This window comes from Enterobacter cloacae complex sp. 2024EL-00214 (genome assembly GCF_043945575.1).
GTDB lineage: Bacteria > Pseudomonadota > Gammaproteobacteria > Enterobacterales > Enterobacteriaceae > Enterobacter > Enterobacter cloacae_P.
Map to the genome: position 1 here is coordinate 24,779 of NZ_JBIMRC010000029.1, position 11,064 is coordinate 35,842.

General features: G+C 51.2%; 13 protein-coding genes. 5 read left to right on the top strand and 8 right to left on the bottom strand.

The genetic code is table 11. The annotated features are described in order from the left end of the window. Positions 1 to 24: 24 nt before the first annotated feature. From ACHHZ6_RS22990 to ACHHZ6_RS23010, 5 genes are read right to left on the bottom strand one after another with little or no spacing between them, the layout of a single operon-like run. Positions 25 to 1,314, bottom strand: a complete 1,290-nt coding sequence (locus tag ACHHZ6_RS22990) for an arsenic transporter (RefSeq protein WP_032951259.1) — start codon at positions 1,312 to 1,314, stop codon at positions 25 to 27. Positions 1,315 to 1,354: 40 nt separating this feature from the next. Further along, the gene (gene arsA / locus ACHHZ6_RS22995; RefSeq protein ID WP_032951359.1) at positions 1,355 to 3,121 is read right to left on the bottom strand and encodes an arsenical pump-driving ATPase; all 1,767 of its coding nucleotides are present in this window, start codon (positions 3,119 to 3,121) and stop codon (positions 1,355 to 1,357) included. Positions 3,122 to 3,144: 23 nt separating this feature from the next. Beyond that, positions 3,145 to 3,510, bottom strand: coding sequence for an arsenite efflux transporter metallochaperone ArsD (gene arsD, locus ACHHZ6_RS23000; protein WP_032951256.1), 366 nt, complete (start codon positions 3,508 to 3,510; stop codon positions 3,145 to 3,147). Between the two features lie 24 nt (positions 3,511 to 3,534). Next, complete coding sequence (locus ACHHZ6_RS23005) at positions 3,535 to 4,014, bottom strand: arsenate reductase ArsC (RefSeq protein WP_032951254.1); 480 nt, start codon at positions 4,012 to 4,014, stop codon at positions 3,535 to 3,537. 56 nt (positions 4,015 to 4,070) lie between these two features. Next, positions 4,071 to 4,424, bottom strand: a complete 354-nt coding sequence (locus ACHHZ6_RS23010; RefSeq protein ID WP_025714553.1) for a metalloregulator ArsR/SmtB family transcription factor — start codon at positions 4,422 to 4,424, stop codon at positions 4,071 to 4,073. A 118-nt stretch (positions 4,425 to 4,542) separates the two neighbouring features. On the opposite strand from ACHHZ6_RS23010, the gene ACHHZ6_RS23015 reads away from it, so the two are divergent. The 4 genes from ACHHZ6_RS23015 (at position 4,543) to ACHHZ6_RS23030 (ending at position 6,787) form a co-directional block, all read left to right on the top strand. Continuing rightward, the gene (locus tag ACHHZ6_RS23015) at positions 4,543 to 4,725 is read left to right on the top strand and encodes a hypothetical protein (RefSeq protein ID WP_025714552.1); all 183 of its coding nucleotides are present in this window, start codon (positions 4,543 to 4,545) and stop codon (positions 4,723 to 4,725) included. A 117-nt stretch (positions 4,726 to 4,842) separates the two neighbouring features. Beyond that, on the top strand, positions 4,843 to 5,385 hold the full coding sequence (locus ACHHZ6_RS23020; RefSeq protein WP_032951250.1) for a sigma-70 family RNA polymerase sigma factor: 543 nt from the start codon (positions 4,843 to 4,845) through the stop codon (positions 5,383 to 5,385). A gap of 156 nt (positions 5,386 to 5,541) precedes the next feature. Next, positions 5,542 to 6,543 (top strand): permease, encoded by a 1,002-nt coding sequence (locus ACHHZ6_RS23025; RefSeq protein WP_032951239.1) that lies wholly within the window; start codon positions 5,542 to 5,544, stop codon positions 6,541 to 6,543. A 13-nt stretch (positions 6,544 to 6,556) separates the two neighbouring features. Beyond that, complete coding sequence (locus ACHHZ6_RS23030) at positions 6,557 to 6,787, top strand: thioredoxin family protein (RefSeq protein WP_021314637.1); 231 nt, start codon at positions 6,557 to 6,559, stop codon at positions 6,785 to 6,787. A 277-nt stretch (positions 6,788 to 7,064) separates the two neighbouring features. Here ACHHZ6_RS23030 and ACHHZ6_RS23035 read toward each other — a convergent pair whose 3' ends face one another. The 3 genes from ACHHZ6_RS23035 to ACHHZ6_RS23045 form a co-directional block, all read right to left on the bottom strand. Next, positions 7,065 to 7,253 (bottom strand): hypothetical protein, encoded by a 189-nt coding sequence (locus ACHHZ6_RS23035; RefSeq protein WP_223226815.1) that lies wholly within the window; start codon positions 7,251 to 7,253, stop codon positions 7,065 to 7,067. 96 nt (positions 7,254 to 7,349) lie between these two features. Further along, positions 7,350 to 8,177, bottom strand: a complete 828-nt coding sequence (locus ACHHZ6_RS23040) for a universal stress protein (RefSeq protein WP_032951234.1) — start codon at positions 8,175 to 8,177, stop codon at positions 7,350 to 7,352. A gap of 17 nt (positions 8,178 to 8,194) precedes the next feature. Then, complete coding sequence (locus tag ACHHZ6_RS23045) at positions 8,195 to 9,673, bottom strand: SulP family inorganic anion transporter (RefSeq protein WP_032951231.1); 1,479 nt, start codon at positions 9,671 to 9,673, stop codon at positions 8,195 to 8,197. Between the two features lie 505 nt (positions 9,674 to 10,178). Here ACHHZ6_RS23045 and ACHHZ6_RS23050 point away from each other — a divergent pair. Further along, on the top strand, positions 10,179 to 11,064 hold an 886-nt coding region (locus ACHHZ6_RS23050), incomplete at its 3' end, for an IS110 family transposase (protein ID WP_172729665.1).

Below are 11,064 nucleotides of genomic sequence, written 5' to 3' on the forward strand. Positions count from 1 at the left end.
CCGTGACGACCGGAGCCAGGTTAATCACAACGAAACGGATAAACGTAATACCAGGGCAACAAGCGTCACAAACAGCACGGGCAGGGTCATTACAATGCCGACCCGGAAGTAATATCCCCAGGAGATCCGGATATCTTTCTGCGCCAGTACATGTAGCCACAGCAGGGTGGCCAGACTGCCGATAGGGGTGATTTTGGGTCCCAGATCGCTGCCAATAACATTGGCGTAAATCATGGCCTCTTTAATCACCCCGGTCGCCGTGCTGCCATCAATAGACAGTGCTCCCACCAGGACGGTTGGCATGTTATTCATGATCGAGGAGAGGAAGGCGGTCAGGAAGCCCGTGCCCAGCGTGGCCATCCACAGCCCCTGGCTGGCAAACTGATTAAGTACGGCTGACAGGTAGTCAGTCAGTCCGGCATTACGCAGCCCGTAGACCACCAGGTACATACCCAGGGAGAAAATCACAATCTGCCAGGGGGCTCCGCGAAGCACCTTTCCGGTATTAATCGCATGTCCTTTTTTGGCGACAAGAAACAGAATAAGTGCCCCGGCAGCAGCAACTGCGCTGACGGGGATCCCCAGAGGTTCAAGACCAAAGAACCCGATCAGCAATAGAGCCAGTACGCCCCAGCCTGTCCGGAAGGTGTTCAGATCGCGGATAGCTTCTTCAGGTGCTTTCAGACGGGAGATTTCATAGGTTGCAGGAATATCCTTGCGGAAATACAGATGCAGCATCACCAGTGTGGCAATGATGGCAGCGATATCAACCGGCACCATAACTGACGCGTATTCATTGAACCCGAGTTTAAAGAAATCTGCCGAGACGATGTTTACCAGGTTCGAAACGATGAGCGGCAGGCTGGCTGAGTCCGCGATAAACCCTGCTGCCATGACGAACGCCAGCGTTGTGCCTTTACTGAATCCCAGAGCGAGTAGCATGGCAATTACGATAGGTGTCAGGATCAGCGCCGCTCCGTCGTTGGCAAACAGGGCCGCTACCGCAGCACCCAGTAAAATAATCCAGGTAAACAACCAGCGTCCGCGCCCGTTTCCCCAGCGTGCGACGTGCAGAGCAGCCCATTCAAAGAAACCCGATTCGTCGAGTAACAGACTGATGATAATGACCGCAATGAATGTTGCCGTCGCATTCCAGACGATATGCCAGACGGTCGGAATATCACCGACGTGAACCACGCCTGAAATCAGTGCAAGTGCGGCGCCGAGCATCGCACTCCAGCCAATTCCCAGTCCGCGGGGTTGCCAGATGACCAGTACAATGGTCAGAATAAAAATAGCTGCAGCCAGCCACATAAAACCTCCTGTCGGGCAGAACGATACCCGCCCTTCTTTATTATTTTTCCGCCTGACGGATCAGACGTTGCAGTTGCTCAATACCCGTCGGCGCTTCCTGTTGCAGAGGGATCAGCGCCATACGAGAGGCCAGCTCGGTCCTGACCTTATTGATTTGAGTAGCTTCGTGTGCGGCCCTCGTCAATAACAGCGGTGAAGTTGTCTCTGTTGCGACCAGACTGTTATTGATGAGCCATGCCCAGGGTTCAATCCCGGCCCGGCGCAAATCCTCCTGTAAACCGGCAGCTTCCAGAACTGGGGTAGTTTCAGGCAGGGTAACGAGCATAATTTTGGTCCGCTCAGGATCCTGCAACTGCATCATTGGTGTCAGATAATGTCCCTTATCTCCCATCCGTTTGGCCACTTCACGATGGTAGGCACCCGTCGCATCAAGCAGCAACAGGGTATGGCCCGTCGGGGCTGTATCCATGACCACAAAACGCTTCCCGGCTTCCCTGATCACACGGGAAAACGCCTGGAACACGGCAATTTCTTCCGTACAGGGAGAGCGTAAATCTTCTTCCAGTAACGCGCGTCCCTGTGTGTCCAGAGCATTTCCTTTCGTGGCAAGAACATGTTCCCGGTAGCGCTCTGTCTCCGTATGCGGATCGATACGACTGACCTGGAGATTATGGCATTGTCCGTTCAGGGTGTTTTCAAGGTGAGCTGCGGGATCGGAGGTGGTCAGGTGAACATCAAACCCTTTGTCTGCAAGCGCCACGGCGACAGCAGCGGCCAGAGTGGTCTTTCCCACGCCCCCTTTGCCCATCAACATCACCAGACCATGTCCGTCCCTGGCAATATCATCAACCAGCGTTTCAAGGGACGGTGCAGAGATGACCTCAGAGCGTGATATCGCATCAGCTGATACACATGGGATGTTATCTTTGTCCAGCAGACGCCGAAGTGCCTTCACTCCAACCAGATTTTCCTGCTGCAGGCTTAACCTGTCAGTCGGTAGTGCGGTAAGTACCGGCGGCATTCCGGAAAGAATACGTTGTTCTCGCTGGTACAACGCACTGGCAAGATTGTCCTGTGAGGCTTCTCCGGCCGGCATCATCCCGTTTATCACCAGGTACTGGTGCTTAAGACCGACATGCAGCAGTTCATCATGCGTGCGGGCGACTTCAGCCAGCGTTGACTGCTGAGCGCGGGCGACCAGAATTATCCGTGTCTTTTCCCCGTCTGCCAGTACCGATAAGGCGTGCGAGTAGCGTTCTCGTTGTTTTTCCAGTCCGGCCAGCGGACCAAGGCAGGACGCACCGTCAGGATTTGTCTCGATAAAACTGCTCCAGGCTCCCGGCAGCTGGAGCAGGCGAATGGTGTGTCCTGTAGGGGCGGTATCAAAAATCACATGGTCAAAATCATTCAGTAACGCGTCATCGGTCAGCAGGCCGGTGAACTCATCAAAGGCAGCAATTTCTGTTGTGCAGGCACCGGATAACTGTTCTTCAATGCTGCGCACCACCTCTTCGGGAAGAACGCCTCTAACCGGATCAACGATGCGGGAACGATATTGTTGTGCAGCCGCCTGCGGATCGATCTCAAGCGCTGTGATTCCAGGGACGGCAGAGATGACCGTCAGGGTATTACCGATCTGCTGCCCGAAAACCTGCCCCACATTTGACGCCGGATCGGTACTGACCAGCAGGATACGTTTTCCCTCATCAGCAAGACGAATAGCCGTTGCGCAGGAAAGCGAGGTTTTTCCGACCCCGCCTTTCCCGGTAAAAAAGAGAAACTTCGGAATACTGTTCAGATAGTTCACGATGGGCTCCTGTCCGGCTGAGTTCAGCAACATGAAGTGTTGCCGCCGCAGCAGCTTTTTACCGGAGCTCTACCAGCTTTCTCCTCAACAATCCCAAACCAGCGAACCAGGTCCTGGCGCGTCGGATAGCGCCCGGACAGGACGAACTCGCCATCCAGCAGAATCAATGGCAGGCTTTCAGCGCCGGAGCGTTCAAGAAAGGCTTTAACTGTCGGATTCTCAGCAAACGCCATCGGTTGCTGTGACAGATTAAAGCGTTCCACCGAAACACCCTGCTGTTTCAGCCATGTCACGTCTGCGGAAAATGACACTAAAGTCTGATCAACTTCCGTACCGCACACACCAGAACTGCAGCAAAGTGCCGGGTCATATACTGACAGTGTTTTCATTATCTCTATTCCTTCAGGTTTAAGTTAAAAAATGGTCTCACCGATCCGGTTCAGTTCAGCCTGAAGACGCTCTTCAGGGCCGGAAATGACTGATGACGGAAGCGACAGAAAAGCTTCAATCCGGTGATGAAGAATTTGCCAGGCCTTTTCGAAAGCAGCGTCGATTTCCTGATCACTCCCGGTAGCCTTATCAGGATCCTCCACTCCCCAGTGTGCCCTGACTGCCGGAGCAAGATACGCAGGACAGGTTTCACCAGCCGCATTACCGCACACCGTGATCACCACATCAGGTGTCACCGGGAGGTTGTCCCACGATTTACTGTAGTACCCATCCGTGGGTATCTCTTTGATTCTGAGAAGAGCCAGGGAACGGGGATGGACTTCACCTTTTGGCTGGCTGCCGGCGCTGAATGCATGATGCTCTTTCGGTGAAAGCGCATTAAATGTTGCTTCGGCCAGGATGGAGCGGCAGGAATTACCGGTACACAAAAATAGTATATTCATAATGCCACCCTATAAATTCGTTAAATCATATATGTACTAATGGATTTTTATATCTGTTAAAGACACACCGCTCTGCCACCGGTTGTGGAACTGTTACGGGCAACCCGTCTGACCAGAAGCGCAATTTCCTCTTCCTGGCTCAAATAAGCCTGCTCAATGACTGCCGCCGCCCAGGCGGGCATGTGCGCTGAAAGCCGATAGTGGATCCATTTACCCTCACGGCGGTCAATAAGCAGCCCACTTTCCCGTAGCATGGAAAGGTGGCGGGATATCTTGGGCTGAGATTCCTCCAGCGTTCCGCAAAGCTCGCAAACACAGAGTTCTCCTGACGCTCTCAGCAACAGCACGATTTTCAGGCGAGTTTCATCCGAGAGATTTTTGAAAAGCTGAAGCGCGGTGATTGGGGACATAAATACTCCATGGTTTCGTTCGGCTTCATCTTAGTCCTCTCTGAATTCATGTCAACAACACATTCGAAAAATCGAATATTACAATCTATAATTATGATGCTGAGTAAAGGGGGTTAACATGCGTATCGAAAAAGTCATTAGCTGGCTTATCAGGCAGATTCCGGACCGCTTTTTTGACGTTTTATCCGGAACCGAATGCGCGGAAATTGATGGTATTGCGCATGACGGTTTACTGCATGATACTGAACACAAGACAGCATACCCTGTTGCAGGAAGAGGTTTCCGAAAGGTGGATAACTGATCGGATGCTATCAGTCCATCACATCATCATGGCACCGACAGTTCCCGGACCCCATCCCCGACAGCATCAGAACCAATATCCTCCCGCTATGCGGTGTATTTAACGAGAGAGTCATAAATGGAGCAACTGAACGGCACGCCGCCTTGCCTTATGAAGGCGTGGAAGAAGCATGAACACGAACTTCTTTGCTGGTTACTCAGACAAGTGGGTAATGAGGCTGATGCTGATGATCTGATACAGGAAACCTTTCTCCGGGCAATACGACAACAGGGGAAATTCTGTGCCATCGTGAATGCCAGAGCCTGGCTGTTTGAGGTTGCCCGGCATCTGCTTATTGATAAAAGCCGCCAGCAGCGTCCATTTATGCCTCTCCACGATGATTTATCATTGCCGGATAATACGCCTGAAACTGTCGACTCACTGGCTGGTTGTCTGCCCCGCATCCTGGATAAAATGGCAGAGTCTGATCGGATTATCCTTACGCTCTGTGATCTTGAGGGGATGAAACAGGCTGATTTTGCAGACCGAAATGGTCTGACACTTGCGGCAACCAAATCGCGTTTATCCCGGGCGAGGGATAGGCTGCATAGGAAACTTTCCAGCAATTGCCAGATCAGACTGGATGAGTATGGTCGGGTATGTTGTTTCACTCCCAAGTAAAGAATCTGTTTCCCCTTCTGGGGTTACCGATAAGCTATTGCAGTGAAATCCTGTTCAATAACATTTCTCAGCAAATGAAATAAATCGAAAAAAACTGCATCCTTTTCTGTCAAACAGCGTCTTCCCGAAAAACAACCGTCGTGAGGCCTGTCCGTTATGTTCCAGATTTTCACTGATTTTGCCACCTGGCTGGTCTATGAATGCCTTAGTCTGAGTCCTGCAACCAAACTCGGGGAGGCGATCCACTTTTTTGTCGAAGACGTGAGCAAAATTTTCGTTCTCTTGCTGGTCATGATCTACTTTGTGGCCATACTACGGGCCTCGCTGGATATTGAGAGGGTAAGAAACTATCTTGCAGGTAAGCACCGTGGAATGGGGTATTTACTGGGCTCCTGCTTTGGCGCCGTTACTCCGTTCTGTTCCTGCTCAAGTATCCCGGTATTTCTGGGGTTTACTTCGGCTGGTATCCCCCTCGGGATTACCATGGCCTTTCTCATCACATCCCCCCTTATCAATGAAGTCGCCGTCCTGCTTCTGGTCAGCCTGCTCGGATGGAAGTTCACGCTCATTTATATTGCTGTCGGAATGGCTGTTGGTATGGCTGGCGGTGCTTTTCTTGATCGGATTAAGGCCGAACGCTGGTTAGCCGATTTTGCCGCCGATGCCCTCAGAGACGGGCAGCAACATCAAACTGATGAGATCCGACAATCTACCATGGCACCGCATATGCCTCTCTCAAAGCGACATGCCTTTGCTAAAGAGGAAACTCTCACCATTTTTAAGCGTGTCTGGCTCTGGGTCATTCTCGGAGTAGGACTTGGTGCGGCATTGCATGGATTTGTGCCCGACGGATGGATCGCGTCGCATCTCGGTGCCGGTCAGTGGTGGACTGTCCCTGTAGCTGTGCTGGTTGGCATACCTCTCTATTCCAATGCTACCGGTGTGATCCCTGTGATGGAGAGTCTGATCACGAACGGCCTGCCAGTGGGGACAACTCTGGCTTTTTGCATGAGCACTGTGGCTGCCAGCTTTCCTGAGTTCATTCTGCTCAAACAGGTGATGAAGTGGCAATTACTGTGCACCCTGCTGTTGCTGTTGTTGACCTCTTTCACACTGGTTGGCTGGATTTTTAACGTTGTATTCCCGTTAATTCCCTGAAGAGGATTATAAAATGAAGCATGTAAAAGTACTGGGTACAGGCTGTTCCGGTTGTAAAACAACCATCCGGCTTATCCAGCAGGTGGCTGATGAGAGAGGCGTCGCTATTCAGCTTGAAAAAGTGGAGTCACTGTCTGAAATAATGAAACACAAAGTGATGGCGACCCCGGCGGTTGTCGTTGATAACATCGTTGTACATACCGGAGGAATACCATCAAGAGACATTATCGAAAGCTGGCTCTGACCTGCAGGCAGGGAAATAATTCCTGTTCGTTCATTGCCTGAAATATCAAGCTCTGATCTCTGTAGAGGACTCCCGGCAGCCCCTTTTTTAATGAAAAGTTCAGACCCAGAGATGAAGGTATACCTTCATCTCTGTCGCGGAGCTCCGCCACAGCAGGTAAAGTTAACACTCTGATATCTCACTTATCACAGCCAGTTCAGTCCCGTTTTTTGCTCTCTGACCGCTGGCCGTCTTACTGCAGTCCCTGTTCAGCCTTTAATTATCATATTCCTGACGCTTATTCGTTTAAAGTCTGAAACTTCGCTTCAAGCTCAAGTATTCTGAGACACATCTGCTCAATAAGTTCTGGTGTGATGGTTTTTTTAAAACGAGCGATGAGTTCAGCATCCGTGTCATCCATATATTTTATGGGTTTATCAAATGCAACCTGGCTAAGCCGGGCAAGCGCAAGAACTTCATCAATCATAAGGGTTTTCTGCATAATGTCGCCTTTTCTTCCCGACTCAGGGTTTTAATGCCAGTCTTGAATTAAGTTTTCCCGGAGTTTCCTCCGGGTTCCGACTTATCTGAGCATTAACAGCGGGACTCTGGTCTGTTCGAGCATCGCAGTTGTGTTACTGCCGATGAAAAAACGTCGCAGGGAAGAGTGCCCATATGCCCCCATGACAATCAAATCCACGCCGTTGTCTGCGGCGTAACGACAAAGCGCCTCCGTTACCGAGCGTCCTTCAGCTAACCGGGATATCGCACTGATGCCAGCGCACTGCAGACTACGCTTTGCCTCTTCGAGGGTATGAGCATCGCCGTTAACCATTACGATATGACATTCCAGGCTCTGCAGCAGAGGGCTGAGCGTCGGTCGACGCAGGTTTCTCCGGCTTTCCTCACTGCCATCAAACGCAAACATGACTCTTGAAGGTACAGAAAAAGTTTCAGGTACAATCATTACCGGCTTTTTCTGCAGGCGGATAATGCTCTCCAGATTGCTGCCAACCGGGTTCTGTGCTCCCCGGCGACCGAGCACCATCATACGAATACCTTTCAGGTCAGCCAGGATGATATCCAGTGCGCCATGTTTCTGAAGTTGCTGAACATCCGGGATACCGATCTGGCTGAGCAGTTCCGCGCATCCGGCAAGAATGGCGCGTCCCTGAGTCATCAGCAGGCGGTTACGCTCCCCTTCTATCCGGACAAGGTCCTGCGTCAGTTGCTCCCGGCTGTCAATACCGATAGCCCCCGTAAGGTCAGAAACTGCCGGTTGTTCATTTTTTTCAAGCACATGCAGCAGGGCAAGAGGAACGTCAAGCTTCCCGGCAACCCAGGCTGCATACTCACACACGGCGCGTGTTGATGACGATCCATCCACGCAGGCAATAACGGTGTTGTCCATAGCATTAAATCCTGACATTAATGACCTCCCATCAGTTTTTCGACTTCTTCGGGTTTATCGTGAACACCAAAGCGATCAACGATAGTACGGGTTGCTTCGTTCATCCCGCGGATCTCAACGTCTGTTCCTTCTCTGCGGAATTTAATAACCACCTTATCCAGTGCGCTGACCGACGTGATATCCCAGAAATGGGCATGCGTAACATCAATGACAACTTTCTCTGCCGCTTCGCGAAAATCAAAATACGCCATAAAGCGGTCGGCGGAGGCAAAGAACACCTGCCCGGTGACCTTATAGAGCCGGGACTCTTCCCTGAGTTCTGAAGAGACAGCCAGAAAACGCGCCACTTTAGTGGCAAAATTCAGGGAAGCGATAAGCACACCGGTCAGTACCCCGAATGCCAGATTATGAGTGGCCACCACCACCACCACTGTTGCCAGCATCACCACGCTGGTAGAAATGGGATGGCTTTTAAGGTCGGTAACTGAACGCCATGAAAAGGTACCAACCGAAACCATGATCATTACGGCGACAAGCGCGGCCATAGGGATTTGCGAGACCAGGTCCCTGAGAAAGACTACCATACACAGCAGGACCACACCGGCAGTGAGGGTGGACAGACGGCCCCGACCGCCGGATTTCACGTTGATAACAGACTGACCAATCATTGCACAGCCCGCCATTCCTCCGACAAATGAGGTGCAGATATTAGCGATGCCCTGAGCCTTGCATTCCCTGTTTTTATCACTGGGGGTATCCGTCATATCGTCCACAATCGTGGCTGTCATCATTGATTCCAGTAACCCTACAATGGCGAGGCCTGCGGAGTAAGGGAGAATAATCAGGAGCGTATCAAGATTCAGCGGGATGTCCGGCACCAGGAAGACCGGCAGACTGTCAGGCAGTTTGCCCATATCCCCGACCGTACGCACGTCCAGATGCAGCCATATGGCAATAGCCGTAAGCACCACGATACAGACAAGGGGTGAGGGGATTGTTTTATTCAGATACGGGAAGAGGTAGATAATGGCGAGCCCTACTGCCGTCATAGCATAAACATGCCAGGTCACATTGGTGAGCTCAGGTAACTGCGCCATGAAAATTAGGATCGCGAGTGCATTAACGAATCCGGTTACCACGGAGCGTGAGACGTAGCGCATGAGCCCGCCGAGTTTAAGATAACCGGCTATCAGCTGGAATACGCCGGTCAGTACGGAGGCAGCCAGTAAGTACTGCAGTCCATGATCCTTCACCAGGGTCACCATCAGGAGCGCCATTGCCCCCGTTGATGAAGATATCATCGCCGGGCGACCACCAAAGAAGGCCATAATCAGCGGGATACAGAAAGCGGAGTAAAGCCCCACCTGAGGGTCAACACCGGCAATAATGGAAAAGGCGATCGCTTCTGGAATGAGTGCGAGCGCGACAACAATACCAGCCAGCACGTCACCACGGACGTTACCCAGCCAGTCCTTACGCGTCGAGGACAGCAACATAGTAATTTCTCAGTTTTTAGATGTAGTTAGCCCCGGAGGACATAGGTTTCAAATACGATAAAACACATCCGCAGACGGGATGTTATTACGTGCGTTCTGAGGCTCGCTCAGTACGGCGGAGGAAGGGAAAACTCAGGGTGGCGTAATGCGCATGATCAGCAGATAAATCCTTGAAAGCAGGTACTCAGCCCTCAGTGAACAGAATAAGTCAGCGTAATGTACTTTAGTGCTGACCACGTGCTCTGTATGATACAGAATCTATCTACTATAAACGAAAATACAGCACGATCAATGCTCACACTCTATATGGGACGTTCGTACCTGGACATGATTATCTGTGTTCAATGTCCCCGCATGACCGTCTTAACATCCAGAATATTACGTTTCCAAAAAAACCAGAAATGATAAAAAATGAGCTTAACGAATGGAAGGGACTTCCCCTGATTATGCGCCTGATTAACTCTTGTGCAATCATGGGGTACACATCGTCCCGGAGGAATTCGTTATGACTATCACGACTGTCGGTATCGATCTTGCTAAAAATGTGTTTGCTGTTCACGGTGTTGATCAAAATGGTAGAACTGTTCTGGTTAAGCCTAAAGTATCGCGTGCTGCACTTCCTGAGTTAATTGCAAGTTTGCCTCCCTGTGTTATCGGGATGGAAGCATGCTCCGGGGCTCACTACTGGGCAAGATTGTTTCGGCAGTATGGTCATGAGCCACGTCTGATGGCTGCTAAGTTTGTATCGCCTTATCGTATGGCCGGAAAATCAGGAAAAAATGATGCAGCTGATGCTCAGGCTATCTGTGAAGCTGTTCGTCGTCCGCATATGCGGTTCGTACCAGTGAAAGACGAAAGCCAGCAGGCCATGCAGTGTTTACATCGTACCCGTCAGGGTTTTATCGAAGAGAAAACAGCAACGTATAATCGTCTGCGAGGATTGATATCTGAATTCGGTGTCATCGCGCCACAAAGTGCTGATGCCCTGCGCCACATGGTTTCTGTGCAGAAGAGCTCTTTACCGCTTCAGGTTCAGCAATGTGTTGATGATTTGATGGAACACGTTGATCGCATTGAAGCTAACATCACTGAATATGACCGAATTTTGTCCCACATAGCCAAAACAGATCATCGCAGTCAGCGGCTGATGGAGCTAAAGGGCGTTGGTCCCACAACGGCCTGTGCACTGGTCGCCAGTATCGGTAATGCACATGATTTTAAAAATGGACGTCAACTGGCAGCCTGGCTGGGGCTGACGCCATCACAATACAGCAGCGGGGGAAAGTCGAAACTCGGCAGGATCACAAAAGCCGGTGATTCGTATCTGCGAACGCTTCTGGTTCAGGGGGCTCGTTCAGTGCTTATTGGCGCCGGGAAAAGGACTGACTCAT

Bases quoted from the DNA above. Each gene is read 5' to 3' on its own strand.
- ACHHZ6_RS22990 (WP_032951259.1), bottom strand. From the start codon at position 1,314: ATGTGGCTGGCTGCAGCTATTTTTATTCTGACCATTGTACTGGTCATC.
- arsD (WP_032951256.1), bottom strand. From the start codon at position 3,510: ATGAAAACACTGTCAGTATATGACCCGGCACTTTGCTGCAGTTCTGGT.
- ACHHZ6_RS23005 (WP_032951254.1), bottom strand. From the start codon at position 4,014: ATGAATATACTATTTTTGTGTACCGGTAATTCCTGCCGCTCCATCCTG.
- ACHHZ6_RS23010 (WP_025714553.1), bottom strand. From the start codon at position 4,424: ATGTCCCCAATCACCGCGCTTCAGCTTTTCAAAAATCTCTCGGATGAA.
- ACHHZ6_RS23015 (WP_025714552.1), top strand. From the start codon at position 4,543: ATGCGTATCGAAAAAGTCATTAGCTGGCTTATCAGGCAGATTCCGGAC.
- ACHHZ6_RS23020 (WP_032951250.1), top strand. From the start codon at position 4,843: ATGGAGCAACTGAACGGCACGCCGCCTTGCCTTATGAAGGCGTGGAAG.
- ACHHZ6_RS23025 (WP_032951239.1), top strand. From the start codon at position 5,542: ATGTTCCAGATTTTCACTGATTTTGCCACCTGGCTGGTCTATGAATGC.
- ACHHZ6_RS23030 (WP_021314637.1), top strand. From the start codon at position 6,557: ATGAAGCATGTAAAAGTACTGGGTACAGGCTGTTCCGGTTGTAAAACA.
- ACHHZ6_RS23035 (WP_223226815.1), bottom strand. From the start codon at position 7,253: ATGATTGATGAAGTTCTTGCGCTTGCCCGGCTTAGCCAGGTTGCATTT.
- ACHHZ6_RS23040 (WP_032951234.1), bottom strand. From the start codon at position 8,177: ATGGACAACACCGTTATTGCCTGCGTGGATGGATCGTCATCAACACGC.
- ACHHZ6_RS23045 (WP_032951231.1), bottom strand. From the start codon at position 9,673: ATGTTGCTGTCCTCGACGCGTAAGGACTGGCTGGGTAACGTCCGTGGT.